The 25,620-nt window shown below is 74.5% G+C and carries 23 protein-coding genes; 13 read left to right on the top strand and 10 right to left on the bottom strand.

Going from position 1 to position 25,620, the window contains the following annotated elements:
- Positions 1-48 precede the first annotated feature (48 nt).
- The 4 genes from xylB (at position 49) to exaC (ending at position 6,159) form a co-directional block, all read left to right on the top strand.
- Entirely contained in the window at positions 49-1,485 is a 1,437-nt protein-coding gene (gene xylB, locus AQJ30_RS00745) for a xylulokinase (protein WP_067227613.1), read from the top strand.
- 392 nt (positions 1,486-1,877) lie between these two features.
- A complete protein-coding gene (locus AQJ30_RS00740; RefSeq protein WP_067227611.1) occupies positions 1,878-3,086 on the top strand; it encodes an ROK family transcriptional regulator in 1,209 nt (402 codons plus the stop codon).
- A 94-nt stretch (positions 3,087-3,180) separates the two neighbouring features.
- Positions 3,181-4,569, top strand: coding sequence for a GAF domain-containing protein (locus tag AQJ30_RS00735; protein WP_079083694.1), 1,389 nt, complete (start codon positions 3,181-3,183; stop codon positions 4,567-4,569).
- 66 nt (positions 4,570-4,635) lie between these two features.
- Positions 4,636-6,159: an acetaldehyde dehydrogenase ExaC gene (exaC, locus tag AQJ30_RS00730; RefSeq protein ID WP_067227609.1), complete on the top strand. Its 1,524-nt coding sequence runs from the start codon at positions 4,636-4,638 to the stop codon at positions 6,157-6,159.
- A gap of 777 nt (positions 6,160-6,936) precedes the next feature.
- On the opposite strand, the gene AQJ30_RS00725 is transcribed toward exaC, so the two are convergent.
- Positions 6,937-7,902 carry a D-2-hydroxyacid dehydrogenase family protein gene (locus AQJ30_RS00725; RefSeq protein ID WP_067227607.1) on the bottom strand — a complete coding sequence of 322 codons (966 nt, stop codon included), beginning with the start codon at positions 7,900-7,902 and terminating at the stop codon, positions 6,937-6,939.
- Between the two features lie 420 nt (positions 7,903-8,322).
- On the opposite strand from AQJ30_RS00725, the gene AQJ30_RS38875 reads away from it, so the two are divergent.
- Positions 8,323-9,717 carry an MFS transporter gene (locus tag AQJ30_RS38875; RefSeq protein WP_067227605.1) on the top strand — a complete coding sequence of 465 codons (1,395 nt, stop codon included), beginning with the start codon at positions 8,323-8,325 and terminating at the stop codon, positions 9,715-9,717.
- Between the two features lie 30 nt (positions 9,718-9,747).
- On the opposite strand, the gene AQJ30_RS00715 is transcribed toward AQJ30_RS38875, so the two are convergent.
- Positions 9,748-10,137 (bottom strand): ANTAR domain-containing protein, encoded by a 390-nt coding sequence (locus tag AQJ30_RS00715; RefSeq protein ID WP_425424117.1) that lies wholly within the window; start codon positions 10,135-10,137, stop codon positions 9,748-9,750.
- 223 nt (positions 10,138-10,360) lie between these two features.
- Between AQJ30_RS00715 and AQJ30_RS00710 the strand changes: the two genes are divergently transcribed.
- Together AQJ30_RS00710 and AQJ30_RS39735 are read left to right on the top strand one after the other, a co-directional pair.
- Positions 10,361-11,320: a helix-turn-helix transcriptional regulator gene (locus AQJ30_RS00710; protein WP_067227604.1), complete on the top strand. Its 960-nt coding sequence runs from the start codon at positions 10,361-10,363 to the stop codon at positions 11,318-11,320.
- 84 nt (positions 11,321-11,404) lie between these two features.
- Complete coding sequence (locus AQJ30_RS39735) at positions 11,405-11,533, top strand: hypothetical protein (RefSeq protein WP_281200889.1); 129 nt, start codon at positions 11,405-11,407, stop codon at positions 11,531-11,533.
- Between the two features lie 163 nt (positions 11,534-11,696).
- Here the strand turns inward: AQJ30_RS39735 and AQJ30_RS00705 are convergent, their stop codons facing one another.
- Positions 11,697-12,194, bottom strand: a complete 498-nt coding sequence (locus tag AQJ30_RS00705) for a hypothetical protein (RefSeq protein WP_067227602.1) — start codon at positions 12,192-12,194, stop codon at positions 11,697-11,699.
- A gap of 525 nt (positions 12,195-12,719) precedes the next feature.
- Here AQJ30_RS00705 and AQJ30_RS00700 point away from each other — a divergent pair.
- Positions 12,720-13,979, top strand: coding sequence for a phosphodiester glycosidase family protein (locus AQJ30_RS00700; RefSeq protein ID WP_245726759.1), 1,260 nt, complete (start codon positions 12,720-12,722; stop codon positions 13,977-13,979).
- A 12-nt stretch (positions 13,980-13,991) separates the two neighbouring features.
- Here AQJ30_RS00700 and AQJ30_RS00695 read toward each other — a convergent pair whose 3' ends face one another.
- The 6 genes from AQJ30_RS00695 to AQJ30_RS00670 all read right to left on the bottom strand — a co-directional run bounded on the left by AQJ30_RS00695 (position 13,992) and on the right by AQJ30_RS00670 (position 19,316).
- The gene (locus AQJ30_RS00695) at positions 13,992-14,186 is read right to left on the bottom strand and encodes a hypothetical protein (RefSeq protein WP_067227600.1); all 195 of its coding nucleotides are present in this window, start codon (positions 14,184-14,186) and stop codon (positions 13,992-13,994) included.
- Positions 14,187-14,306: 120 nt separating this feature from the next.
- The gene (locus AQJ30_RS00690) at positions 14,307-15,164 is read right to left on the bottom strand and encodes a phosphatidylinositol-specific phospholipase C/glycerophosphodiester phosphodiesterase family protein (RefSeq protein ID WP_067227599.1); all 858 of its coding nucleotides are present in this window, start codon (positions 15,162-15,164) and stop codon (positions 14,307-14,309) included.
- A 191-nt stretch (positions 15,165-15,355) separates the two neighbouring features.
- Positions 15,356-16,441 (bottom strand): acyl-CoA dehydrogenase family protein, encoded by a 1,086-nt coding sequence (locus AQJ30_RS00685; protein WP_067227597.1) that lies wholly within the window; start codon positions 16,439-16,441, stop codon positions 15,356-15,358.
- Positions 16,438-17,628 (bottom strand): acyl-CoA dehydrogenase family protein, encoded by a 1,191-nt coding sequence (locus AQJ30_RS00680; RefSeq protein WP_067227595.1) that lies wholly within the window; start codon positions 17,626-17,628, stop codon positions 16,438-16,440. The genes AQJ30_RS00685 and AQJ30_RS00680 overlap by 4 nt, the downstream gene beginning before the upstream one ends.
- Positions 17,625-18,602: an NADPH:quinone oxidoreductase family protein gene (locus AQJ30_RS00675; RefSeq protein ID WP_067227593.1), complete on the bottom strand. Its 978-nt coding sequence runs from the start codon at positions 18,600-18,602 to the stop codon at positions 17,625-17,627. The genes AQJ30_RS00680 and AQJ30_RS00675 overlap by 4 nt, the downstream gene beginning before the upstream one ends.
- 129 nt (positions 18,603-18,731) lie before the next feature.
- On the bottom strand, positions 18,732-19,316 hold the full coding sequence (locus tag AQJ30_RS00670) for a helix-turn-helix domain-containing protein (protein WP_067227591.1): 585 nt from the start codon (positions 19,314-19,316) through the stop codon (positions 18,732-18,734).
- 78 nt (positions 19,317-19,394) lie between these two features.
- Between AQJ30_RS00670 and AQJ30_RS00665 the strand changes: the two genes are divergently transcribed.
- The 5 genes from AQJ30_RS00665 to AQJ30_RS00645 all read left to right on the top strand — a co-directional run bounded on the left by AQJ30_RS00665 (position 19,395) and on the right by AQJ30_RS00645 (position 24,149).
- Entirely contained in the window at positions 19,395-20,390 is a 996-nt protein-coding gene (locus AQJ30_RS00665) for an NAD(P)/FAD-dependent oxidoreductase (protein ID WP_067227589.1), read from the top strand.
- A 29-nt stretch (positions 20,391-20,419) separates the two neighbouring features.
- Entirely contained in the window at positions 20,420-21,958 is a 1,539-nt protein-coding gene (locus AQJ30_RS00660; protein ID WP_067227588.1) for an ATP-dependent DNA ligase, read from the top strand.
- On the top strand, positions 21,955-22,419 hold the full coding sequence (locus AQJ30_RS00655) for an NUDIX hydrolase (protein ID WP_067227586.1): 465 nt from the start codon (positions 21,955-21,957) through the stop codon (positions 22,417-22,419). Before AQJ30_RS00660 ends, AQJ30_RS00655 begins: the two co-directional genes overlap by 4 nt.
- Before the next feature lie 85 nt (positions 22,420-22,504).
- Positions 22,505-23,890 (top strand): NADP-dependent succinic semialdehyde dehydrogenase, encoded by a 1,386-nt coding sequence (locus AQJ30_RS00650; RefSeq protein ID WP_067227584.1) that lies wholly within the window; start codon positions 22,505-22,507, stop codon positions 23,888-23,890.
- 25 nt (positions 23,891-23,915) lie between these two features.
- Positions 23,916-24,149: a DUF6213 family protein gene (locus tag AQJ30_RS00645; protein WP_067227582.1), complete on the top strand. Its 234-nt coding sequence runs from the start codon at positions 23,916-23,918 to the stop codon at positions 24,147-24,149.
- Between the two features lie 70 nt (positions 24,150-24,219).
- Here AQJ30_RS00645 and AQJ30_RS00640 read toward each other — a convergent pair whose 3' ends face one another.
- The gene (locus tag AQJ30_RS00640; RefSeq protein WP_067227580.1) at positions 24,220-25,446 is read right to left on the bottom strand and encodes an acyl-CoA dehydrogenase family protein; all 1,227 of its coding nucleotides are present in this window, start codon (positions 25,444-25,446) and stop codon (positions 24,220-24,222) included.
- Positions 25,447-25,620 lie beyond the last annotated feature (174 nt).

The following is a 25,620-nucleotide window of genomic DNA, read 5'->3' as shown; positions in this document are numbered from 1 at the left end:
GGGAAGACAGATCCCGCGGAGCCGCGGAAAAAATTTAGGGAGAGCCCGATGTCAGCAGCCGAGGGTCCGCTCGTCGTCGGCGTGGACACGTCCACCCAGTCCACCAAGGCCCTGGTCGTCGACGTGGCCACCGGCCGGGTCGTCGCGAGCGGCCAGGCGCCGCACACCGTGTCCTCCGGAGCGGGCCGCGAGAGCGACCCCCGGCAGTGGTGGGACGCGCTGTGCGAGGCGCTGCGCCAGTGCGGCACCGCGGCGCACGAGGCCGCCGCGGTGTCGATCGGCGGCCAGCAGCACGGGCTGGTGACGCTGGACGCGCAGGGCGAGCCGGTCCGCCCCGCCCTGCTGTGGAACGACGTGCGCTCGGCCCCCCAGGCCCGCCGGCTGACCGAGGAGCTGGGCGGGGCGAAGTTCTGGGCGGAACGCACCGGCTCGGTCCCGGCCGCCTCGTTCACGGTCACCAAGTGGGCGTGGCTCGCCGAGAACGAGCCCGAGGCCGTGCGCGCCACGCGCGCGGTGCGCCTCCCGCACGATTACCTCACCGAGCGCCTCACCGGCGAGGGCACCACCGACCGCGGCGACGCCTCCGGCACGGGCTGGTGGGCGTCGGCGACGGAGGCGTACGACCCGGAGATCCTCGCGCACGTGGGCCTCGACCAGGCGCTGCTGCCGCGCGTGGTGCGACCCGGCGAGGTCGCGGGCACCGTGCACCGCCACGACCTGCCGTTCTCCAAGGGCACCCTGGTCGCTCCCGGCACCGGCGACAACGCGGCGGCCGCGCTGGGCCTCGGCCTGCTCCCCGGCACTCCGGTGCTGAGCCTGGGCACCTCGGGCACGGTGTACGCGGTCTCCCGGCACCGCCCCGCCGACCCGACCGGCACCGTCGCGGGCTTCGCCGACGCGCACGGCGACTGGCTGCCGCTGGCCTGCACGCTGAACTGCACGCTCGCCGTCGACCGGCTCGCCGCGCTGCTGGGCCTGGACCGCGAGGCCGTCGAGCCCGCGGGCGGCGTCACGCTCCTGCCCTACCTGGACGGCGAGCGCACCCCGAACCTGCCGCACGCCTCCGGGCTGCTGCACGGCCTGCGCCACGACACCACCGCCGGCCAGATCCTCCAGGCCGCCTACGACGGTGCCGTGCACGCGCTGCTCGCCGCGCTCGACCTGGTCCTCGACGAGGACGCGGACCGCTCCGCCCCGCTGCTGCTGATCGGCGGCGGTGCCCGCGGCACGGCCTGGCAGCAGACGGTACGACGGCTCTCCGGGCGCCCGGTCCAGGTGCCCGAGGCGAGGGAACTGGTCGCGCTCGGCGCGGCGGCCCAGGCCGCGGGCCTGCTGACCGGCGAGGACCCGGCCGCCGTGGCCCGGCGCTGGGACACGGCCCGCGGTCCGGTGCTGGAGCCCGTGGAGCGGGACGGGGCGACCATGGACCGGATCTCCGGGGTACTCTCCGGTGCCGCGGCGCTGCTGGAGCGGGGCACGGACTGAGGCCGGACGACGGCGGGCCCGGGCCCCGGCGGACTGTGGGGACCGGCTGGAAGCGGGCCGGTTCCCGGAGGACTCCGGTGACCGGGGCCCGGTCGGCACGGTTCCCTGGACTTCGGTGACCGGGCCCCGGCCGGCACGGTTCCCGGGGGCTCCGGTGACCGGGCCGGGAACGGCGCGAGGTGCCTGGGCCGCCCAGCGGTTCCGGCGCCGGGTGCCAGGACCGCCTAGCGGTTCCAGCGCCCGGTGCCAGGACCGCCTAGCGGGGCCGGGACCGGCGAACGGGGCCGGGACCGGCGAAGGGCCTGGGAACGGACCGACCACGTCGACCGTCCCAGGGACCGGCGAAGGCCGCCGCGAGGACCACGTAGGCCGACCTGAGGACTGACGGAGGCATGAGCGCACCGCTGCACGAGGACCGACCCGCCGGCCGGGGGCCGGCGCTGCCCGACACCCAGCAGGGCATGCGCCGCCGCAACCTGGCGCGCGTGATGCACGCCGTCCGCGCGGAGGGGTCGCTGTCGCGGGCCGCGGTCGCCTCGCGCATCGGACTGACCCGGGCGGCCGTGTCGACGCTGGTCGACGAGCTGATACGCACCGGACTGCTCGAGGAGCTGGGCCCCGAGCGGCCCGGCCGGGTGGGCCGCCCCGGCTCGGCCCTCGCCGTGAGCGGCCACGGCCCCGCGGGGATCGGGGCGGAGATCGGCGTCGACCACCTCGCGGTGTGCGCGATGGACCTGCGCGGCGAGGTGCGGGCGCGAGCCGTGCGGCACGGCACCAACCGGGGCCGCTCCCCCGAGCCGGTCGTCGCCGAACTCGCCGAGCTGATCGACGAGGTGGTCACGGCCGCTTGGGGCGAGCGGCTGTGGCCGGCCGGACTGGCGGTGGCCGTCCCCGGTCTGGTGGACCGGGACGGCCGCACCGTCGTCCGCGCCCCGAACCTCGACTGGCACGACACGGACCTGGGCGCCCTGCTGCCCGGGGACCAGCCCCTGACCGTCGACAACGAGGCCAACTTCGGCGCCCTGGCCGAGCTCTGGCTCACCGAGGGCACCCCGCGGGACTTCCTGCACGTGTCGGCGGAGATCGGCATCGGTGGCGCGGTCGTGGTCGACGGCAGCCTGCTGCGCGGCACGCGCGGTTTCGCGGGCGAACTCGGCCACGTCCCCGTCCACCCCGACGGGCCCGCGTGCGGGTGCGGCGGGCGCGGCTGCCTGGAGCAGTACGCCGGCGAGGAGGCGGTGCTGCGGGCGGCCGGTCTCGCACTGGGCGAGGACCGCGTGGGGTTGCTCGCGGGACGCGCGGCCGACGGCGACGAGGACGTACGGCGCGCCCTGCGCGACGCCGGGACGGCCCTGGGCATCGCCCTGACCGGCGCGGTCAACCTCCTCGACCCGCGGTCCGTGGTGCTGGGCGGCGCCCTGGCCGGACTCGCGCCGTGGCTCCTGCCCTCCCTGGAGGAGGAGTTGGCGCGGCGCACGGCGGGACCCGCCTGCCCGGTGTCGGTGTCACCCCTGGGGCCGCAGGGGCCGCTGCTGGGTGCCGCGCACGCGGTGGTGCGCGGGGTGCTGGACGATCCGGCGGGCGTGGCCGCACACTCCTGACGCACCGTCGGACGACGCGGGTGCGGCACCTGTTGTCGGGCCCCGGTCCCCGCGTGAGGATGGTCCCCAGCCGTATCGCTGTCGGGAGGCCTAGTTGACCGATCCCTGGGTGGCTCTGGAGCCGGGCGCCGATCCCGGAGAACGCGTACGGGCGCTGCGGCGCGCGCACGAGACGTTCACCGCGGCGGGCACCGTGCCGCGGCCGGTGCGGACCGTGGTGGCCGACTCCTGGAGACGGTCGGCGCGGGCCGGGGTCGGGCCGGACGGCGCCGCGAGCGTCGAGTTGAGCGACGGCGACCTCGGCGCGTACCGGGCGGAGCACCCGCTGGCCGCGGTGATGCCGCTGTTCCGGGAGCTGATGGGCACGTTCGCCGCCGACGGCGAGCACCTGCTCGCGGTGTGCGACGCGCACGGGCGGCTGCTGTGGGTCGAGGGGCACCCGGCGACCCGGCGCAAGGCGGGGCGGATGAACTTCGTGCCCGGCGCGCGCTGGGCGGAGAGCGCGGTCGGCACGAACGCGCCGGGGACCGCCGTCGCGGTGGACCGGCCGGTGCAGGTGTTCGCGGCCGAGCACTTCATCCGGCGCGTGCAGCCGTGGACGTGCGCGGCGGCCCCGGTGCACGACCCGCGCACCGGACGGGTGCTGGGCGCGGTGGACATCACCGGGGGCGACGGGCTGGCGCACCCGCACAGCCTGGGCTTCGTCCAGGCGGTCGCGCGGGCCGCCGAGTCGCACCTGGCGCTGCTCGCACCGCGCCCGGCCGCGGCGGGGACACCGGAGGTGACGGCGCTCGGGCGCGACGAGGCGCTGCTGTGCGCCGACGGACGGCGGATCCGGCTGAGCCGGCGGCACAGCGAGATCCTGGTGCTGCTGGCCGCGCACCCGGAGGGCCTGAGCGGGGACGAGCTGCTGTGCGCGCTGTACGAGGACGAGTCGGTGACGCCGGTGACGCTGCGCGCGGAACTGGCGCGGCTGCGCGGGGTGTTGGGTCCGGGGCTGCTGGCGTCGCGGCCGTACCGCCTCACGGTGCCGGTGACGACCGACGTCGCGGTGGTGGAGCGCCGGCTGGCGGCCGGCTCGGTGACGGGCGCGGCGTCGGCGTACGCCGGTCCGCTGCTCCCGGCGTCGCAGGCCCCGGCGGTCGTCCGGATGCGGGAGCGGCTGGCCGACGAGGTGCGGGCGGCGCTGGTCGCCCGCGGCGATCCCGACCTGCTGGCGGACTGGGTCCACGCGGCGTGGGGTGAGGAAGACCTCGACGTGTGGCGGGCGTTGGCGGCGGCGCGTCCCACGGCGGCGGTCCGGGCCCGGCTCACGGCGCTGGAGGCGGAGTTCGCCGCGCCGGCCGGATGGGACCGGGCGGGCCGCGCGGCCGGGACTGGGCACCCGGCGCCGCGGACAGGGCTGGGGGCGGCGCGGCCCCGCAGGGGTGCGAACCCAGGCCCACCTCGGCCCCCGACGGCACGCAACCTTCGTGCAACGTAGCGCTTCCTAGCCTCGCGTCGAGAGCCGCCCAACGGCGGGCGGCGCCCGCTGAGGGAGGCACCCCGCATGACTCGTTACGCCGCGCCGGGCACCGAAGGCGCGATCGTCTCCTACCGGTCGCGCTACGACCACTTCATCGGCGGGGAGTACGTGCCGCCGACCCGCGGGCAGTACTTCGAGAACCCGAGCCCGGTGAACGGCCGGCCGTTCACTGAGGTGGCGCGGGGCACCGCCGAGGACGTGGAGAAGGCGCTGGACGCGGCGCACGCGGCAGCGCCCGGCTGGGCCCGCACCTCGGCCACCGAGCGGTCGGACGTCCTGCTGCGGATCGCGGACCGCATGGAGGCGCACCTCGAAGAGCTGGCGGTCGCGGAGAGCTGGGAGAACGGCAAGCCGGTGCGCGAGACGCTGGCCGCGGACATCCCGCTGGCCATCGACCACTTCCGCTACTTCGCGGGAGCGGTACGCGCGCAGGAGGGCTCGCTCAGCGAGGTCGACGACGACACGGTGGCGTACCACTTCCACGAGCCGCTGGGCGTGGTCGCGCAGATCATCCCGTGGAACTTCCCCATCCTGATGGCCGCGTGGAAGCTGGCGCCGGCGCTGGCCGCGGGCAACGCGGTGGTGCTCAAGCCCGCCGAGCAGACGCCGGTGTCCATCCACTACTGGCTGAGCCTGGTCGCGGACCTGCTGCCACCGGGGGTGCTGAACATCGTCAACGGGTTCGGGCCGGAGGCGGGCAAGCCGCTCGCGTCGAGCCCCCGGGTGGCCAAGGTGGCGTTCACCGGGGAGACCTCCACGGGCCGGCTGATCATGCAGTACGCGGCGGAGAACCTGAAGCCGGTCACGCTGGAACTGGGCGGCAAGTCCCCGAACATCTTCTTCGACGACGTGTGGGAGAAGGACGACGACCTGCGGGACAAGGCGCTCGAGGGCTTCACGATGTTCGCGCTCAACCAGGGCGAGGTGTGCACCTGCCCGTCGCGCGGCCTGATCCAGAGCGGCAACTACGGCGACTTCCTGTCGGCGGCCGTCGCCCGCACCGAGCTGATCAAGCCGGGGCACCCGCTGGACACCGACACGATGATCGGCGCCCAGGCGTCCGGCGAGCAGCTCCAGAAGATCCTGTCGTACATCGACATCGGCCGCGAGGAGGGCGCGAAGGTCCTCACGGGCGGGGAACGCGCCGAGTACGACGGCGAGTTGGCGGGCGGGTACTACGTCCGGCCGACCATCTTCGAGGGCGACAACCGCATGCGGGTCTTCCAGGAGGAGATCTTCGGGCCGGTCGTCTCGGTGGCGTCGTTCGACGATTTCGACGACGCCATCAAGATCGCGAACGACACGGCGTACGGCCTGGGGGCCGGGGTGTGGACGCGGGACATCAACACGGCGTACCGCGCGGGCCGGGCGATCCAGGCGGGCCGGGTCTGGACGAACTGCTACCACGCCTACCCGGCGCACGCCGCGTTCGGCGGGTACAAGCAGTCGGGGATCGGCCGGGAGACGCACAAGATGATGCTGGAGCACTACCAGCAGACGAAGAACCTCCTGGTGTCCTACTCACCGAAGAAGCTGGGCTTCTTCTAGGACACCCCCAGCCGCACCCGACCGACACCCCTCAGGGCGCCCGACACCGCGCGAACCGCGGCATCGGGCGCCTTCGTGTTGCTCTTACAGCACTTCGGAAGGTCATGAGGACTCCGCGGAACGAGTACGCCGAGAGCACCACCAACCTCGGATGGCATGAATGGCCAGAGTCGCAGCGACGACGCCCGCAACAAGCCGAATCACATTCCAAGTGATTCCAACGACCGCGCGTTGCCCATCCGCCTCTACAGCCAGCCGCACGGAGGTCTCTACAAGTGCTACGAGCGGAACAATCAGCCGGAACGGGAGACCGCCAACGCTTGGAATGCGCGCCAGGTTGCCCAGGAGCCCGGCGGGTGCCCCAAGAATGAAAGCCGACAGCCCCCATGCGAGCATGCTGGAGTAGTTCATTCCGCCGGTGCCGCCAGATTCCAGTCCGGTCGGGAGGCTGGGACTCAGGTCTTTGAAAACATAGTATGTGGCCACACCGACAGCCAACCCCGAAGATGAAAGCAGGGATGAATCAACTTTGGATCGTCCGAAATAGCCCACCAGGAATGCATAACAAACCCATGACCATCCATCGGAAAAAACGACGCCCAGAGAGGCGCAGACAGGGTTCTCCCATCTTTCGACAAGGGGGCCTGCCAGTCCCAAGAGAAAACCGATACCGAGGGACACTGCGACCGGCGCAACACGAGTGCGCGGAAAACGAATGATTCTTCCTCCCTGTCCGTGATACGGCTTGCCGGGCGGCGGCGCCAAGGTCGGTGAACGTCAGCCGCCCGTCAGTACCCTCACCGGGCTGCCGTCGAGGTACGCGGTGATGTCCTCCACCACCTCGCCGTAGAAGGTGCGGTAGTTGCCCTCGGTGACGTAGCCGAGGTGTGGAGTGGCCAGCACGTTGGGCAGGGCGCGCAGGGGGTCGTCGGCCGGGAGTGGCTCGGTGTCGAAGACGTCGAGCCCGGCCCCGGCGATCCAGCCCTCGCGCAGGGCGCGCAGCAGCGCGGGCTGGTCGACGAGGCCGGCGCGGGAGGTGTTGAGCAGGTAGGCGTGCGGGCGCATCGCGCGCAGTTCCGGCTCGCCGAGCAGGCCGCGGGTGCGGTCGGACAGGACGAGGTGGAGGGACACGAAGTCGCTGCGCCGCAGCAAGTCCTCCTTGCCGGCGGCGAGTTCGGCACCGCCCTCGGCCGCCCGCTCGGCGGTGAGGTGCGGGCTCCAGGCGAGGACGTCCATGCCGAACGCGGTCGCCACACGGGCGACCCGGCTGCCGATCCGGCCCGGCCCCAGCAGACCCAGCGTCCGGCCGGCGAGGTCCGCGCCGACGGTGGACTGCCAGGGGCCGCCCTCGCGCAGGGCCCGGTTCTCGGTGGTGAGGTGACGGGCGAGGCCGAGCAGGAGCGCCCAGGTGAGTTCCACGGGCGGGGTGGGGCTGCTCGCGGTGCCGCACACCGTCACGCCCTGCGCGGCCGCCGCGTCCAGGTCGATGGACGGGTTGCGCCTGCCGGTGGTGACCAGCAGGCGCAATCGGGGCAGGCGGCGCAGCAGGGCGGCGTCGAACGGGGTGCGCTCGCGCATGGCCACGACGATCTCGCAGTCGGCCAGCTCGGCGGCCAACCGGTCCTGGTCGGTGAGGTGTTCGCGCAGCGTGCGTACCTCGACCCGGTCGGCGAGGGGGCTCCAGTCCGCGTGGGTGAGGGCGGCGTCCTGGTAGTCGTCGAGTACGGCGCAGTGGAGGATCATGCGGGGATTCTGCCGCCCCTGCCGCTCCGCGCGGACAGCGGCTCCTCGTGCGCCCGGGGCACGGCACGCCCCTGTCGGCGGCCGTGGCGGGGCCTGTGGGACAGCCACCGCAGGGTGAGGGCACCGCGGCCCGTGCCGGTGCCGGAACAGGTGAAACGTAAGGGTTCGCTTCCCGGCGCGCTTCGCCTACGCTCGGGGAAGGTCCACCCGGTGATCGACGATCGCGTGATCGACGGCCCGTACGACCGACCACGACACACCAACCACCGCATGACACCTGCCCGGTGACGGAGTCGGCGTGGGGTGCGCGTCCCCGCCCCACGCCACCACTGGACGGCTCCAGGCGACGCCACGGGTCGGCACGTCCGGACGCCGACGACCCGGGTGGCGCGTCCCGCCGGGCGGCGAAAGGGACGCGCCGTGCCTTCGGCTCCGGCGAACTACCGCATCCTGCTGCGCATCTCGGGTGCCGCGGCCTTCTTCCTGCCCGCCGCCGTCGGGCGGCTCGGCATCGCCATGACCGGCATCGGCCTGCTCTGGCTGGTGCACGCGCGCACCGGGTCGTACGCCGCCGCGGGCGTGGTGACCGGCGGGTTCGCCGTCGCGGACGCCGTCATGGGCCCCCAACTCGGCCTCCTGGTCGACCGGTACGGGCAGACACGGGTCCTCCCCTGTGCGCTGGTCGCCCACGCGGCGGCGGTGGCGCTGCTGCTCACGGGCGCCGCACCGGACCTCGTCGCGGGCGTGCTCGTGGGGGCGACGCTGCCCCAGCTCGGCGCCCTGTCCGCCGCCCGCTGGTCGGCGCTGCTGTCGGGCGGACCGTCCCACACAATGTCCGGTGCCTCCACCACTTCGCCCGACGCCTCCCGCACGCCGCAGGGCGCCTCCCCCACACCGCCCGACACCTCCCCCACCCCGCCCAGCGCCTCCCCCACACCGTCCGACGGTGCCTCCACCCCGCGGACCAGCGCCTCCACTCTGCTCCCCGCCGCCTTCGCCCTGGAGGCCCTCGCCAACGGCGTGGCCTACCTGGCGGGCCCGGCCCTGGTGAGCGTCCTGGGCGCGGCCGGCCGTCCCGGCGCCGGTGTGCTCCTCGCCGCCTGGCTGGTGATCGGCGGCGGACTCGGCCTCGCCGGACGGCGGCGCACCGCACCCCCCGTCACCGCACCCCCCGTCACCGCACGCGCCACCCGCAGCCGCGCCGGACGCGACGCCCTGCTGGGCCCGGCGTTCCTGCGGCAGGCCGGACTCGGTCTTGCGCTCGGGGTGTTCTTCGGCGCGACCCAGGTGTCCGTCACGGCGTACGCCGTCGGGTGCGGCACGCCGGACGCGGCGGCGCCGCTCTACCTGGCCTCGAATTGCACCAGCCTCCTGGCCGGCTGGGCGTACGGCGCCGGACGCCACGGCGGCTCGCCCCACCGGCGTCAGGCCGCGGCCGCCGCCTGTCTCACCCTGGCGTGCCTCCCGCTGACCTTCCTGAACGCTCCCCTCGCGGTCGGTGCCGCGCTCGCCCTGACCGGGCTCGCCGTGCCGGTCCTGCTGGTCCTCGCCTCCGTGCTCACCGAGGCGTCGGTCCCGCGGGCCGTCCTCACCCAGGCCTTCACCTGGGGGAACTCCGCGAGCGCGGCAGGCTCGGCGGCCGCCGCCGCCCTCGCGGGGCGGGTGGTGGACGCGGGTGGCGCGCACGCCGGCTTCGCCGTGGCGGTCGGGGCCGCGGCCGTGATGACGGTCCTGGCGCTGGGCGGTGCCGTGCGCCCGCGGGAGCACCAGCGGCCCCGGGTCACGAACGCGACGACCGCGCGGAAGGAGCCGTAGCGACACCTCGGCCGGAGGTCGCCACGGCCGTCACGCCCGCGGCGACCGCTCCCGCTCCGCCACGCCCCACGGCCGGTACGGCCGGCGTACCAGGGCCCGGCCCAGGGGTGGGTGGTGGGCGGCGAGGACAGTGCTCAGGGTCGTGCGGGTCGGTTCGGGCAGGGCCCCGCAGTCCGCCCAGCGCACCACCTGCGCCGCGACCACCCGCAGCTTGGTGTTGGTGCGCTGGGAGACCTCCCGCAGGACCTCCCAGCCCTGCTCCGGACGCAGTCCGCTCACCGCGATGACCACGCCGATCGCCTGGTCGACCACGGCGTGCGAGGCCACGGCCCGGCGCAGCTGGTCGACCTCCTCCTGCAGGGCGGCGATCCTGCCGACCAGGTCGTGCTGTTCGGTCATCTCCGGCCGTTCGTCTCCCATCGGTGCCTTCCCGTCACCCGCGCCCCGGCGCCCCCGGCCCGGCGCGGCACGTGCCTCCCGTTCCACCTTGCGCAGTGCACGGCCGCTCGGCCAGCCGCCGGACGAACGATCCGGGCCATACCGGTACGGAAAACGAAAGGGGGCGACCGGCGCCCGGGAATCGGGGTACCCGCTCGGGGAGACCCGGCATGACGGCCGTCCGGGCGAGGAGACAAGGGCCACCGTGCAGACCCTCACGTTCGACAGTGACGACCTGGACCTCACCGAGGACTTCCTCAGCCGCGCCTACGCCAGGATGCGCATCGGCGGCGGCAGCCCCGCCGGCAGCCGGGCCCGGGTCCGGCGCAGCGCCACACCGTCGCTGAGCGTAGACGAGCTCGCCCTCGACTTCGACATGAGCTACGCGGTCACCCCGCTGGGCCGGATCTGCCTGTGCGTCGTGCACGACGGGACCATCGAGGACCACGTGTACCCGGGTGTCCAGGACTCCTTCGGCCCCGGCGACGTGGTGTCCTTCGCCCCGCCGGACCATGCGTACGCGGGGGTGGTGCGCGCCGCCCGGTACAACATCACGATGCTGGACCCGGCCCTGCTCGACCAGGTCGCCGCGACCGCGCCGGCGTCGCGCCCCGGGCCCGTCCGGCTGACCGGGCACCGGCCGCACTCCCCGGCGGCGGCCGACCGGCTGCGCGGCGCGATCACCTACCTGCGCGACCACGTCCTGGCCGACCCGGACCTCGCCGACCAGCCGCTGGTGGCCTCCACCGCCGCCCAGCACCTGGCCGCGACCGTGCTGGCCACCTTCCCGAACAGCGCGCTCACCGACCCGACCGCCTCCGACCGCGCCGACGCCCACCCGGCCGCGCTGCGGCGCGCCCTCGCCCACATCGACGACCACGCCGGCGAGCCGGTGACCGTCGCGGAGATCGCCGCCGCCGCGCACATCACGGTGCGCGCGCTGCAGTACGCCTTCCGGCGGCACCTGGACACCACCCCCTTGGCCCATCTGCGCCGGGTGCGGCTCGCGCACGCCCACCACGAACTGCTCGCGGCCGACCCCCGCGACGGCACCACGGTCACGCAGGTCGCGGCGCGCTGGGGCTTCGCCCACCCGGGCCGCTTCGCCGCGCTCTACCGCGCCGCGTATGGCCGCTCCCCGCACCGGACCCTGGTCGAAGCCTGACGATCCCGCCCGGATGCGCACGTACCACCTGCGGCGACCGGGGTACCCGGTGCCCGTCGAACCCGCACAGCGAAAGGCAGCACCATGACCGAGACCACCCCGTCCCAGGCCGAAGGCGAGCGCGAGCCCGACGACGTGCCCACCGAGCCCGACCACTCGACCCCCTCGCAGGCCGAGGGCGAGCGCGAACCGGACGAGGGCGAGGAGGCCTGAGCCCCCGGCAGACCCGCTCAGCCGCTCCACGCCGAAACGTCCACAGGCCCGTACGCCTGCACGCCCGTTTGCCCGTACGCCGAGACCTCGAGTCACCCAGTCACCGAGACATCGCGACCCCCAGACGCCGGTAGGGCGACACACCGACATATCGACAAGCCGCTCACACGCTGCTCAGGAGCTGCGGCGAATGCTCCCTGAGCAGCGTGTTCGTCCAGCGGATCTGCCGCAGCGTCCGCGGGTGGCACTCGCTCGCCAGGGTCAGCAGGTCCTCGTCGCGGGTCGCCTGGGCCGCCTGCGCGAGCATCCCCCAGTGCAGGGAGTTGCGCGTGGCGGCCAGGTGCAGCTCGCACAGGTCGCGCAGGAGCAGCAGACCGATGTCCGGCCGCCGGCCCAGCGCCCCGGCGGTCTTCTCGCGCAGGGTGGTGAGGACGCCGGGGGCCGGGTCGCCGGGTGGCCCGGGCAGCCCCAGGCCCCGTCCGCGGCCGCTGTCGGCGAGGCGGGAGCAGTGCTCGTGGGACCAGCGCGCGACGTCCAGGGCGCCGTGGTGGAACTCGTGCTCGGCGCGGTGCCGTCCGGCCGCGGCCAGCAGGGCCCGCTCCAGTGAGCGTTCGCCGTCGTGCAGGGTGCGCAGCGTGAGCGTGATGCCCGTGGACGTCATGTCCGGTTCCCCTCCTCGATGCCGGCGCCGTCCCCCGCGCCCGTGCCGCGAGGGACGACGGGGGTGACGCGGGCGGTGGCCGGCGTGAACAGCTGATGTCTTGGGGCGGGGTCGGTGACCGCAGTCCCGTTGCCGCCCCGGCCCCGCGCCCCGCCGTGCGGTCGGCGTCCTTCGCCCCCGCGCGCGTGGGCGGTGCGCCCCTTCCGAAGGCCCCAGGGCATCCTCCTCCGATCGGCCACGTCGGCCACCGTTCCACCTCCGTAGGACAGTCGTGTCGCGCCCGGGTACCCAGCTGGGCCGATCCCGCGCGCGACGGCCCGGACCCGCCGCTCGTCGCCCCCTCGGCTCCCCCGTACGGATGACCCGCCCCCTACCCGAACGCCCCGCCGACACGCCCCTGTGCTCACCCGTTCTCGTGGAGTTCGCGCCTGTCCCGTACGGGCCGTCCCCGGTGCCGTGAGAAGGTGTGCCGACTCATGAGGGGGCTTCGTGACACTGCGTCGGGTGACACCGCGTCAAGCGCCGGTGGGGACAGGGCGAAGCTGGACGATCCGCACCGCCAGGAGAACCGCCAGGAGAACCGCCAGGAGGTCCGTCACCGTCCTCACGGCACTGGGCACCCTGGCCGGCGCCGCCCTCGTCGGGGGGACCCCGGCCGGTGCCGCGCCGGGCTGGACCGCGGTCGCCCCAGGGGTGACGTACCGGCAGTACGACGTGACGGCGGCGGCCGGCGTGACCCATGTGCACCTGCTCAGCGCGGACCTGACCGACGCTCACGTACGGCTGGGGCTGCTGAGCCCCGGGGCGGTGGCGGCCCGTGACACGGTGTCGCACATGGCGGGCCGTCAGAAGGCCGTCGCCGGGGTGAACGGGGACTTCTTCAACATCAGCGAGGCCCAGCACCCCGGTGTCGCGCCGACCGGGGCCAGTGTGGGACCGGCGATCGCGGACGGCCGGATCCTGAAGGGTGCGGTGCCGGACGCCCAGCGGTTCGGTCCCGCCCTGCCGCCGGGGACACACACGACCGCCGTGCTCGGCGTGGGCGCCGACGGCCGGGCCCACCTGGACGACCTGTCCCTGACCGGCTCGGTCGTCATCGCCGGGCGGCGGACGCCCCTCGGCGGGCTGAACCAGTACGCGCTGCCCGAGAACTCCGTCGGCGCCTACACGCGGGTCTGGGGCAGCGCCTCCCGGGTGCGGGCGACCTGCGGCTCCGACACCGAGCGGGCCGCGCCGTGCAGCGCCGACACGTACGAGGTGACCGTCCGGCACGGCCGGGTGGTGTCCGCCTCCGCGCGCCCGGGCAGCGGCCCCGTCGCCTTCGGCACCACGGTCCTGGTCGGCCGGGAGGCGGGCGCCCAGCGGCTGCGCGCCCTCGCCGAGGGCGCCCGGGTGTCGGTGCGGTACGCGCTCACGTCGGGCCGGGGGGTCGCGTACCGTTTCGCCCTCGGCGGTTACCCGGTGCTGTCCGGCGGACAGCCGCTGCCGGGCCTGGACACGCGGGCCTCGGCGGTGCGCACGGCCGTGGGTCTCGCCCACGGCGGCCGGACGGTGTACCTGGTGGCGCTGGACGGCGCCCGGTCCTACCGCACCGGGATGACGATCGCGGAGGTGGCGCACCTGCTCGCGGGGCTGGGCGCGACCGAGGGGTTCAGCCTCGACGGGGGCGGTTCCTCGACGCTGGTCGCCCGGCCGCCGGGGGCCGCCTCGGTGACGGTGCGCAACCACCCCTCGGACGGCTCGGAGCGCCCCGTGGCCAACGGCATCGGGGTGTTCACCCGGTGACCGCCTGCGGTGTCACGGCCGGATGCTGCTGACGATGTCGGCGGTGGCCACGAGGCCGCTGGAGATGGTCGGGGCCATGCTCGTCCCCGCCAGGAAGAAGCCGAGCAGCAGGCAGACCACCGCGTGCGACATCTTGAGCCCGCCGCTGCGCACGAAGATCACCGCCAGGATCAGCAGCAACAGCACGGCGGAAATCGTTACGGCCATCGTCACCCTCCTCCGCCACGCGTCCGGTTCGCGGCGTTCGGCCGCAAGTGTGGCGTAGCGGAGGGTTCGTCAGGGCGGCGTGGCCGTCGTCCGAACGGGTGGTGTCCCGCGGCCGGGCCGTCAGGCGCGGGCGTCCAGGAAGGACTCCAGGCCCGCCAGGTCGTCGGTGTTGAGGTGGTCGACGCCGGCCGCGAGCAGTTCGGACCACAGGGCGTCGCGGGCGGGCCCCGGGGTGTCGGGGGTGGCCCAGAAGCGCACCTTCTGCCCGCGCCGGTGCGCGGTGGACACCAGCGTGCGCAGGGTGCGCCGCTCGGCGTCGGGGAAGGCGCCCACGCCGAGCCAGGTGAAGGTGAGTGTCCAGTTGTCGCTGATGAGCGGCACGAACGAGGCGGGTGCCGGGGTGCCGAGGTCGGTGAGGCGCCCGTCGTAGAAGGCGCGCCGGACCGTCTGGGCCTCCATCGGCACGCGGGCGGCGCGGTCGCCGGAGATGACGGCGGTGACCGGGCCGGGGCGCACGCGGCCGTGGGCGTACGTGGTGAACAGGTGCGGGTAGCGCCTGAGGTGGCGGTCGAGTTCGAGGTACGTGGAGGAGCCCTCGGTCTTGATGTCGATGAGGAGTTGCAGGGGCGTGTGCCAGCCCCGGTAGACCGAGCCGTGCTGCGCCTTGACGCGGGCGGCGAGCGGGTCGAGGTACAGGGACTCCAGGGTGCGGGCGGGGTCCAGCTGGGTGGCGTCGTGGGCGACCAGGAGCTGGTCGCCCACGAGGAAGATGTCGGCCTCGACGCTGCCGAAGCGGTGGTCGAGCGCGTCGAGGAGGGGGCGGGGGTGCTCGTAGTCGTTGTGGGCGTGGGCGCGCCACAACGGGCGGGGGCCGCGCCGGTGTTCGGCGGCGAAGGCGCTGCCGGCGGGCGGGGCGAGCACCGCGGTGAGCGCGGCACCGGCGGTGGTGAGCGCTCTGCGACGGGTGATGAGGGCCATGCGCTGCCTCCCTGTGGGGCGGGACGGAACCACAGGGAGTATGGGGCCGGGCCGGGCCCAACGAACCCGTACGGCAATGGAGTTGGCCGACTCGCCGTCGCCCGTTCACTCCGGTGGCGGACGGGCACGGGAAAGCCCGCCCCGGACGGGGCGGGCTTCTCGGGGTTTCTCGGGGCCGGCGTCGGCGGCCGTCAGGGGGCCTGGAGGTCGACGAGTCCGGCCACGGCCGCGCGGTGGGCGCCCGACGTGCCGTGGGCGATCGAGTCGGCCTTGGCCCGCTTCAGGCAGAGGTGGACCGGGTGTTCCCAGGTCATGCCGATGCCGCCGTGCAGTTGCAGGGCCTCCTCGGCGGCGTGGACCGCGACGGGACCGGCGTAGGACTGGGCGACGGCCACCGTCAGGTCGGTGTCCTCGCCGGTGGTGAGCGCGTCGGCGGCGGCCCGTGCGGCGGCGCGGAGGCTGACGACCTCCAGCCACAGCTGGGCGAGCCGGTGCTTGAGCGCCTGGAAGCCGCCGACCGGCCGGTTGAACTGCTTGCGCTCCTTGAGGTAGCGCACGGTCTCGGTCAACGCCCAGTCGGCAAGGCCCAGTTGCTCGGAGGTGAGCAGCCCGGCGGCGCTGCGCAGGGCGCGTCGCACCGCGGGCTCCGTGTCACCCAGGCGGCGGCCCTCGGCCCCGGTGAGGGTGACCGTGGCGAGCGGGCGGGTCAGGTCGAGCGAGGTCTGCGGGGTGACGGTCACGGCGTCGGCCTCGACGGCGTACAGCCCGCCGTCCTGAGCCGGCACCAGCAGCACGTCCGCGGCCGCGGCGTCCGCGACGCCGGTCACCTCGCCGTGCAGCCGCCCGTCCTCCAGCCGTACGGCGGGCAGGGCGTCGCCCGGGGCCAGGTGCAGCCCGACGGCCAGAACGCCGACGGTCCGGCCGGACGCCAGCCGGCCCAGCAGCTCCCGGTCACCGCACTCCAGCAGCGCCTCGGTGGCCACCACGGCACTGGCCAGGTACGGCACCGGTGCCACCGAGCGGCCCAACTCCTCCAGGACGACGGCGACTTCGCGGTGCGAGGCGCCTTGGCCGCCCAGCTCCTCGGGGACCAGGAGACCGGCGAGGCCCATGGCCTCGGCGAGGGACTTCCACAGCGCGCGGTCGTGCGGGGTGTCCGACTCGGCGCGGGCGATCACCCCGGCGGGGTCGCAGTGGTCGGTGAGCAGGTCCCGGACGGCGGCGCGCAGCGCCTCTTCCTCCTCCGAGTACAGCAGGTCGGGCTCGGTGCGGCTCATCGGGCGAGGTCCTTCCAGGCGACGTCCTTGTCGGTGCGCGGCTCGGCGGGCAGGCCCAGGACGCGCTCGGCGACGATGTTCAGCAGGACCTCGCTGGTCCCGCCCTCGATGCTGTTGCCCTTGGAGCGCAGGTAGCGGTAGCCGGCGTCGCGGCCGGTGAAGTCCACCAGCTCCGGCCGGCGCATGGTCCAGTCGTCGTACAACAGGCCCTCAGGACCGCGCAGTTCGACTTCCAGGCCGCTGATCTCCTGGTTGAGGCGGGCGAAGGCGAGCTTCATGCCGGCGCCCTCGGGGCCGGGCTGGCCGGCGACGAGCTGCTGGCGCAGCCGCTCGGCGGTCAGGCGGGACACCTCGGCCTCGACCCAGAGCTTCAGCAGCCGCTGGTGCAGGTCGTGGGTGCGCAGTTCGGGCCGCTCCCGCCACGTCCTGGCGACCGGGGCGATCATGCCGCCCTCGCGGGGCAGCCGCATGCCGCCGATGGCGACGCGTTCGTTGTTCAGCGTGGTCTGCGCGACCCGCCAGCCGTCGCCGACCTCGCCGAGGCGGCGGTCGTCGGGGATGCGGACGCCGGTGAGAAAGACCTCGTTGAACTCCGCCTCGCCGGTGATCTGGCGCAGCGGGCGCACCTCGACGCCGGGGTCGGTCATGTCGCACAGGAAGTAGGTGATGCCCGCGTGCTTGGGCAGGTCCGGGTCGGTGCGGGCGATGAGGATGGCCCAGCGGGCGAGGTGGGCGCTGGAGGTCCACACCTTCTGCCCGTCGACCACCCAGTCGCCGCTCCCCTCCTCCCGGACGGCGCGGGTGCCGAGCGCGGCCAGGTCGGATCCGGCGCCGGGCTCGCTGAAGAGCTGGCACCAGACCTCCTCGCCGGTCCACAGCGGCCGCAGGAAGCGCTGCTTCTGCTCGTCGGTGCCGTACTTGAGGATCGTCGGGGCGGCCATGCCCAGGCCGATGCCGATGCGGCGCGGGTCGTTGTCGGGGGCGCCGGCCGCTTCCAGTTCGGCGTCCACGACGGCCTGGAGGGAGCGCGGGGCGCCCAGGCCGCCGAGGCCCTCGGGGTAGTGGACCCAGGCGAGGCCCGCGTCGAAGCGGGCGCGCAGGAACTCCAGCCGGTCGGTGGAGGCGGGCGGGTGCGTGGCCAGCAACTCGGCGGTGCGGCGCCTGAGTTCCGCTGCGTCGACGCTCATGCGGCGGCTCCGTTCTGCTGGGCGGGCACGACCACGACGCGGCCGGTGGTGACGCCGTCCGCGACCCGCTGCACGGCGGCCGCGGCCTCGTCGAACGTCACCCGCTCGCTGACCAGGGGCTTGATGGCGCCCCGGGCGGCGAGTGCGGTGAGCTGCTCGTGGCAGTGCTGGACCAGCTTCGGGTTCTTGGTGTTGTACAGGCCCCAGTGCAGGCCGAGGATCGAGTAGTTCTTCACCAGGGCGTGGTTGAGGCCGGGGCTGGGGATGGTGCCGCTGGCGAAGCCGACGACCACGATGCGGCCCTCGAAGGCGACGACCTTCGTGGACTGGGCGTAGGCCTGCCCGCCGACCGGGTCGTAGACCACGTCGGCGCCCCGGCCGCCGGTGGCCTCCTTGACGGCGGCGACGACGTCCTCGGAGCGCCGGTCGACGACGACGTCGCAGCCCAGCTCGCGGGCCACGGCGGCCTTGTCGGCGCCGCCGACGACGCCGATCACGGTGGCGCCGGCCGCCTTGCCGAGCTGGACGGCCGCGCTGCCGACCCCGCCGGCGGCGGCGTGCACGAGCAGCGTCTCGCCGGCCTCCAGGTGCGCCCGGCGGTGCAGCCCGAACCAGCCCGTCTGGTAGCCGATGTGCAGCGCGGAGGCCTCGGCGTCGTCCAGCGCGTCGGGCGCGGGGAGCAGGGCGACGGCGTCCGCGACGGCGTACTCGGCGAAACCGCCGTGGGGCAGGGCCGGGTTGGCGATGACCCGGCGGCCGTCCTCGGTCTCTCCGCAGATCTCCACGCCGGGGGTGAACGGCAGCGGCGGGGTGACCTGGTACTGACCCCGGCACATCAGCGCGTCCGGGAAGTTGATGTTCGCGGCGCGCACCTTCAGCAGGACCTGGCCGTCGCGCGGGGCGGGCCGCTCGACGTCCTGGAGCCGCATCACCTCGCTCGGCTCGCCGTTCTCGTGCACCTGCCATGCCTGCATGCGGAGCCTCCAGGGGACTGCCTCGTCTGACCGGGGTCGACTGCATACTAAGCGGTCGCTTGCTCCGGGGGAACAGTCGGATGCGTCACTCGGGAGGGCGGGCTGGACGCAGCACGGCGCAGGGCGGCCTCACGCCCCCTTCGGGCGGGCCCGCACGTGCATGCGCTCGCCCTGCGGCCCGAACAGGCTCAGGAACTCCACCGGCCCCTCCCCCGTCGAGCCGAACCAGTGCGGCACCCGGGTGTCGAACTCGGCCGCCTCCCCCGCGGTCAGCACGACGTCGTGCTCGCCCAGCACCAGCCGCAGCCGCCCGGACAGCACGTAGAGCCACTCGTAGCCCTCGTGGCTGCGCGGCTCGGGGTCGAGCTCGCGCTGCGGCTCCAGCACCTTGAAGGCCTGGAGCCCGCCCGGCTGGCGGGTGAGGGGCCAGTGGGTGCGGCCGTGGCGCACGACCGGCCGGGCCCGCACCCGCGGATCGCGCACGGCGGGCGCCCCCACGAGTTCGTCCAGCGCCACCTCGTGGGCCCGCGCGATGGGCAGCAGCAGCTCCAGGCTGGGCCTGCGCAGGCCCGACTCCAGGCGGGAGAGCGTGCTGACCGAGATGCCGGTCGCCGCGGACAGGCCGGCCAGCGTCGCGCCCCGCTCCTTGCGGATGCGCCGCAGGCGGGGGCCCACCTCGGCGAGGACCTGGTCCATGGCGTCGTCGTCGGTCATGGGTTCATTGCAGTTTCGGCAAACGGCTTTGTCAATGCGGCGGTGGCGGAGCGACCGTGCCGGTGGAGGTGGTCACCCATGACCGAGAAGCACGACCCGACCGACGCCTACGAAGTGATCGTCATCGGCGGCGGGGCCGCGGGCCTGTCCGCCGCGCTCGTCCTCGGCCGCGCCCGGCGCCGGACCCTGGTGGTCGACGCGGGCGAGCCGCGCAACGCACCCGCCGCGCACCTGCAGGGCTTCCTGTCCCGGGACGGCATGCCGCCCGCTGCGTTCCTGGCCGTCGGGCGCGAGGAGATCGCCCGGTACGGCGTGGACCTCGTCCGGGACCGGGTGGTGGACGCCCGCCGGGACGGGGACTTCCTCGTGACCCTGGACGGCGGCCGCACCCTGCGCGCCCGGCAGCTGGTCGTCGCGACCGGCCTGAAGGACGAGCTGCCGCCCGTGCCCGGCGTCGCCGAGCGCTTCGGCCGGGACGTCCTGCACTGCCCGTACTGCCACGGCTGGGAGGTGCGCGACCAGGCGTTCGGCGTGCTCGCGGCCGGTGCGCTCAGCGTCCACCAGGCGCTGATGGTGATCCAGTGGTCGAAGGACGTGACCCTCTTCCTGCACCGGGTCGACGAGGCGGAGCTGTCCGACCTGGACCTGCGGCGGCTGGCGGCGGCCGGGGTCGCGGTGGTGCCCGGCGAGGTGGCGGGCCTGGTGGTCGACGACGACCGGCTGACCGGCGTACGGCTCGCCGACGGCAGCGTGCACGCGCGCGAGGCACTGTTCGTCGCGCCGCGTGCCGTCCCGCGCACCGGCTTGCTGGAACGGCTCGGCGCGGAGCTGCGGGAGACCCCGTTCGGCTCCTACCCGGTCGTCGACGAGCGGGGCCTGACCACCGTGCCCGGCCTGTGGGCGGCCGGCAACGCTAGCGGCTTCGCCGAGCAGGTCGTCAACGCCGCGAGCCGCGGCTACCGGGCCGGCGCCGCGATCAACGGGGAGCTGCTGATGGCGGACCTCGACGCGGCGGTGTCGGCCGCTGGACGGGAGGAGCCGGAGGGGGCGACGACCGGGGCCGCCGGGGTGTAGGCGCCGGTCCGGCGTTGCACCATGGCTGCATGCTGCTGACCCGGCTCGCCGACGTGTCCCGGGAGGTCGCCGCCACCGCGGCACGCTCCCGCAAGATCGCCCTGCTCGCCGAACTCTTCCGGGACGCCGAGCCCGACGACGTGCCGATCGTCATCCCCTACCTCGCGGGCCGGCTGCCGCAGGGCCGGCTCGGCGTCGGCTGGAAGGCGCTCGGCCAGTCCGTCCCCCCGGCGGACGGGCCGACGCTGACCGTGCGGGAGGTGGACGCCCGCCTCACCGAGCTGGGCAAGGTCTCCGGCGCCGGCGCGCAGGCGGAACGGGCCCGGCTGGTGGCCGGGTTGATGGGTACGGCCACCGCCGAGGAGCAGCGCTTCCTGCTGGGCCTGATCACCGGCGAGGTCCGCCAGGGCGCGCTGGACGCGCTCGCGGCCGAGGGGCTGGCGCAGGCCACCGGGGCGCCGCCGGCGGACGTGCGGCGGGCGGTGATGCTGGCGGGCTCGCTGCAGGCGGTCGCCCAGGCGCTGCTCGCGCAGGGCCCGGCGGCCCTCGACCGGTTCCGGCTCACGGTCGGCCGGCCGGTCCTGCCGATGCTCGCCCACAGCGCGTCCTCGGTGGCGGAGGCGGTCGGCAAGCTGGGCGCCTGCGCGGTGGAGGAGAAGCTGGACGGCATCCGGGTCCAGGTGCACCGGGACGGCGACACGGTCCGCGTGTACACCCGCACCCTGGACGACATCACCGACCGGCTGCCCGAGGTGACCCGGGCGGCCCTGGGGCTCGCGGGCCGCCGGTTCGTGCTGGACGGCGAGGTGATCGCGTTCGACGACACCGGGCGGCCGCGCTCCTTCCAGGAGACGGCCGGCCGCGTCGGTTCCCGGGTGGACGTGGCCACGGCCGCCGAGGCGGTCCCCGTCTCCCCCGTCTTCTTCGACGCGCTCTCGGTCGACGACCGCGACCTGCTCGACCTGCCGTTCGCCGAGCGGCACGCCGAGCTGGCGCGGCTGGTGCCCGAGCCGATGCGGGTGCGGCGCGCGCTGGCCGCGGGGCCCGACGACGTGCCCGCCATGGAGGGCTTCCTCGCCGGGACGCTGGCGCGCGGCCACGAGGGCGTGGTCGTCAAGGCCCTCGACGCGCCGTACAGCGCGGGCCGTCGGGGCGCGTCCTGGCTGAAGGTGAAGCCCGTGCACACGCTCGACCTGGTGGTCCTGGCCGCCGAGTGGGGCCACGGCCGGCGCACCGGGAAGCTGTCCAACCTGCACCTGGGCGCCCGCACCGCCGACGGCGGCTTCGCGATGCTCGGCAAGACGTTCAAGGGCATGACCGACGCGATGCTGGCCTGGCAGACCGACCGGCTGCGGGGCCTGGCCGTCGGGGAGCACGGCTGGGGGGTGACCGTACGCCCGGAGCTCGTCGTGGAGATCGCCTACGACGGGCTGCAGCGCTCGACCCGGTACCCGGCCGGGGTGACGCTGCGGTTCGCGCGGGTGCTGCGCTACCGCGAGGACAAGCGCCCCGAGGACGCCGACACCGTGGAGACCCTGCTGGCCGCGCACCCGGAGGTGACGCGGTGACGGTCCGGCGCAGCGCCGGGCTGCTGCTGTTCCGCCGCACGGCGGACGGCCCGCAGGTGCTGCTCGGCCACATGGGCGGCCCGTTCTTCGCGCGGAAGGACGCCGGGGCGTGGACCGTGCCCAAGGGCGAGTACGAGCCCGACGAGCCGGCCTGGGAGGCGGCCCGGCGCGAGTTCCGCGAGGAGCTGGGCCTGGAACCGCCGGACGGGGAGGCGATCGCGCTGGGCGAGGTCCGGCAGACCAACGGCAAGCTCGTCACGGCCTGGGCCGTGGAGGCCGACCTCGATCCGGCGGCGGTCGTGCCGGGCACCTTCACGATGGAGTGGCCGCCGCGGTCGGGCCGGCTGCGGGAGTTCCCGGAGCTGGACCGGGTCGCCTGGTTCGGCCTGGAGCAGGCCCGTGCGGTGATCGTCACGGCCCAGGCCGCGTTTCTCGACCGGCTGGCGGAGCACTCGGCCTGAGCGGCCCGGGCCCGGGCCCACGCGTTGCGGCTCCCGCCGCCGCGCGGGAAGGTCGGAGCAGAGTTCAGCTTCCAGGAGGTCGGTCATGCCCATCGCGACGGTCAACCCGGCGAACGGCGAGACGATCAAGACGTACGAGCCGATGGACGAGGAGGAGCTGGAGCGCCGGCTCCAGCTGGCCGAGGCCACGTTCCGCACCTACCGCACGACGTCGTTCGCCGAGCGGGCCGCGCTGCTGGAGCGGGCCGCCGACCTGCTCGACGAGGACCAGGCGGACATCGGGCGGGTGATGACCACCGAGATGGGCAAGCCGGTCAAGCAGGCCCGTGCGGAGGCGGCCAAGTGCGCCAAGGCGATGCGCTGGTACGCCGCGCACGCCGAGGCGCTGCTCGCCGACGAGGAGCCGGACCCCTCCGACGTGACCGACTCCGGCGCCTCCCGGGCCGTGGTGCGCTACCGGCCGCTGGGCCCGGTGCTCGCGGTGATGCCGTGGAACTTCCCGCTGTGGCAGGTGGTCCGGTTCGCCGCGCCGGCGCTGATGGCGGGGAACGTGGGCCTGCTCAAGCACGCGTCCAACGTCCCGCAGACCGCCCTGTACCTGGAGGACCTGTTCCACCGGGCGGGCTTCCCGGTGGGCTGCTTCCAGACGCTGCTGGTGGGCTCGGGGGCGATCGACGACATCCTGCGCGACGAGCGGGTCAGGGCCGCGACGCTCACCGGCAGTGAGCCCGCCGGGCGGGCCGTGGCGTCCACCGCGGGCGAGATGATCAAGAAGACGGTGCTGGAGCTGGGCGGCAGCGACCCGTTCATCGTGATGCCGTCCGCCGACCTCGACCGCGCCGCGCAGGTCGCGGTCACCGCGCGGGTGCAGAACAACGGCCAGTCCTGCATCGCCGCCAAGCGGTTCATCGTCCACACCGACGTGTACGACGCGTTCGCCGAGCGGTTCGTCGCCGGGATGCGGGCGCTGAGGGTGGGCGACCCGCTGGAGGAGGACACCGAGGTCGGGCCGCTGGCGAGCGAGCGGGGCCGGGAGGACCTGGAGGAACTGGTCGACGACGCCCGGCGCGGCGGGGCGCGGGTGCTGTGCGGCGGCGAACGGCCCGAGGGCCCCGGCTGGTTCTACCCGCCGACCGTCGTCGCGGACGTCGACCGGGAGATGCGCATCCACCGCGAGGAGACGTTCGGGCCGGTCGCGACGCTGTACCGGGCCAACGACCTGGACGAGGCGGTGCTCATCGCCAACGACTCGCTGTTCGGCCTGAGTTCCAACGTCTGGACGCGCGACGAGGCCGAGGTGGACCGCTTCGTGCGGGACCTGGAGGCCGGGGGCGTCTTCGTCAACGGCATGACGGCCTCGCACCCGGCGCTGCCGTTCGGCGGGGTGAAGCGGTCGGGCTACGGGCGTGAGCTGTCCGGGCACGGAATCCGCGAGTTCTGCAACATCACCACGGTGTGGCACGGCGCGTGACGGTTCCGCGGCTACGATCCGCTGTGTGAACCGCGAAGTGACTCTCCCCCTGATCGTCGACGACCACGGCGCCCTGCAGGTGGCCGCGGCCGACGTGAGCAAGCTGTTGCGGACGGTGGGTGCGCGGTGGGTGCGGCTCGTCGAGGCCGGGGAGGACCTGGACGAGGACACGGTGGCGGCCCTGGCCATCGAACTGGCGAAACTGGCCGACCGGATCGACGTCGCGTGCATCGCGCACAGCAGCGGCGGCGCGTCCTGACCCGCTGGGGAACCGGTCGGCGCGGCCGCGGCCCCGGGGATCGCCCCGGGACCGCGAGGGTGCCGGGGTGTCAGCGGATCGGCAGGCCCGACAGGGTGCGGGCGATGACCAGGCGCTGGATCTCGCTCGTGCCCTCGAAGATGGTGTAGATCGCGGCGTCGCGGTGCATGCGCTCCACCGGGTACTCGCGGGTGTAGCCGTTGCCGCCGAGGATCTGGATGGCCTGGGCGGTGACCTTCTTGGCGGTCTCGCTGGCGAACAGCTTGGACATGGAGCCCTCGGCCGCGGTGAACGGCTTGCCGTTGACGGCCATCCAGGAGGCGCGCCACACCAGCAGGCGGGCCGCGTCGATCTGGGTGCGCATGTCGGCGAGCTGGAAGGCCACGCCCTGGTTGTCGATGATCGGGCGGCCGAACTGCTCACGCGTCATGGCGTAGTCGAGGGCGACCTCGTAGGCGGCGCGGGCCGTGCCGACGGCCATCGCGCCGACGGCCGGGCGGGAGGCCTCGAAGGTGGCCATGGCCGCGTTCTTCACGCGCTCCCCGCCCGTCCTCGCCCGCTCGCGGGCCCGGGCCAGGCGCTCGTCCAGCTTCTCCTTGCCGCCCAGCAGGCAGGAGCCCGGCACGCGCACGTTGTCGAGGATCACCTCGGCGGTGTGCGAGGCGCGGATGCCGTGCTTCTTGAACTTCTGGCCCTGGGCCAGACCGGGGGTGTTCGGCGGGACGATGAAGGACGCGTGGCCCTTGGAGCCCAGCTCGGGGTCGACGACGGCCACCACGACGTGCACGTTGGCGATGCCGCCGTTGGTCGCCCAGGTCTTGGTGCCGTTGAGGACCCACTCGTCCTTGGCCTCGTCGTAGACGGCGCGGGTGCGCATCGAGGAGACGTCGGAGCCGGCGTCGGGCTCGGAGGAGCAGAACGCGGCGACCTTCACGTCGTCGGCGTCGCCGTACATCTGGGGGATCCAGGTGCCGATCTGCTCCTCGGTGCCGTTGGCGAGGACGCCCACCGCGGCGAGGCCGGTACCGACGATCGACAGCGCGATGCCCGCGTCGCCCCAGAACAGCTCCTCCATGGCCATCGGGATGCCGAGGCCGGTGGCGTCGAAGTACTGCTGGGCGTAGAAGTCCAGGGAGTAGATGCCGACCTTGGCGGCCTCCTGGATGACCGGCCAGGGGGTCTCCTCGCGCTCGTCCCACTCGGCGGCCGCGGGCCGGATCACGTCGGCGGCGAACCCGTGGAGCCAGTCGCGGACCTCCTTCTGTTCGTCGTTGAGCTCCATGGTGAACTCGGCCATGTCCCCTCCAGCGGCGGCGCACGTGCGGTGTTACTTACGGTAACACGCAGTCTGTTACCCGCCAGTAGGAAAAGTCAACTCCTGACGACCGCCCGGCAGCCCGTTCGATGCCGGGGCACGCCCGGGTGTTAGTTTGCGCAGGCGTCACCGAATCAGCACGGGTGGGGAGAGCAG

Origin of the sequence: Streptomyces longwoodensis, assembly GCF_001514125.1 — a bacterium.
GTDB classification, from domain to species: domain Bacteria; phylum Actinomycetota; class Actinomycetes; order Streptomycetales; family Streptomycetaceae; genus Streptomyces; species Streptomyces longwoodensis.
This window is presented reverse-complemented; position numbering and strand designations above follow the sequence as displayed.

Bases quoted from the DNA above. Each gene is read 5' to 3' on its own strand.
- AQJ30_RS00695 (WP_067227600.1), bottom strand. From the start codon at position 14,186: ATGGCCGTAACGATTTCCGCCGTGCTGTTGCTGCTGATCCTGGCGGTG.
- AQJ30_RS00740 (WP_067227611.1), top strand. From the start codon at position 1,878: ATGAGCGCACCGCTGCACGAGGACCGACCCGCCGGCCGGGGGCCGGCG.
- AQJ30_RS39735 (WP_281200889.1), top strand. From the start codon at position 11,405: ATGACCGAGACCACCCCGTCCCAGGCCGAAGGCGAGCGCGAGCCCGAC.
- AQJ30_RS00665 (WP_067227589.1), top strand. From the start codon at position 19,395: ATGACCGAGAAGCACGACCCGACCGACGCCTACGAAGTGATCGTCATC.
- exaC (WP_067227609.1), top strand. From the start codon at position 4,636: ATGACTCGTTACGCCGCGCCGGGCACCGAAGGCGCGATCGTCTCCTAC.
- AQJ30_RS00675 (WP_067227593.1), bottom strand. From the start codon at position 18,602: ATGCAGGCATGGCAGGTGCACGAGAACGGCGAGCCGAGCGAGGTGATG.
- AQJ30_RS00680 (WP_067227595.1), bottom strand. From the start codon at position 17,628: ATGAGCGTCGACGCAGCGGAACTCAGGCGCCGCACCGCCGAGTTGCTG.
- AQJ30_RS00660 (WP_067227588.1), top strand. From the start codon at position 20,420: ATGCTGCTGACCCGGCTCGCCGACGTGTCCCGGGAGGTCGCCGCCACC.
- AQJ30_RS00650 (WP_067227584.1), top strand. From the start codon at position 22,505: ATGCCCATCGCGACGGTCAACCCGGCGAACGGCGAGACGATCAAGACG.
- AQJ30_RS00705 (WP_067227602.1), bottom strand. From the start codon at position 12,194: ATGACGTCCACGGGCATCACGCTCACGCTGCGCACCCTGCACGACGGC.
- AQJ30_RS00685 (WP_067227597.1), bottom strand. From the start codon at position 16,441: ATGAGCCGCACCGAGCCCGACCTGCTGTACTCGGAGGAGGAAGAGGCG.
- AQJ30_RS00670 (WP_067227591.1), bottom strand. From the start codon at position 19,316: ATGACCGACGACGACGCCATGGACCAGGTCCTCGCCGAGGTGGGCCCC.
- AQJ30_RS00640 (WP_067227580.1), bottom strand. From the start codon at position 25,446: ATGGCCGAGTTCACCATGGAGCTCAACGACGAACAGAAGGAGGTCCGC.
- AQJ30_RS00715 (WP_425424117.1), bottom strand. From the start codon at position 10,137: ATGGGAGACGAACGGCCGGAGATGACCGAACAGCACGACCTGGTCGGC.
- AQJ30_RS00690 (WP_067227599.1), bottom strand. From the start codon at position 15,164: ATGGCCCTCATCACCCGTCGCAGAGCGCTCACCACCGCCGGTGCCGCG.
- xylB (WP_067227613.1), top strand. From the start codon at position 49: ATGTCAGCAGCCGAGGGTCCGCTCGTCGTCGGCGTGGACACGTCCACC.
- AQJ30_RS00725 (WP_067227607.1), bottom strand. From the start codon at position 7,902: ATGATCCTCCACTGCGCCGTACTCGACGACTACCAGGACGCCGCCCTC.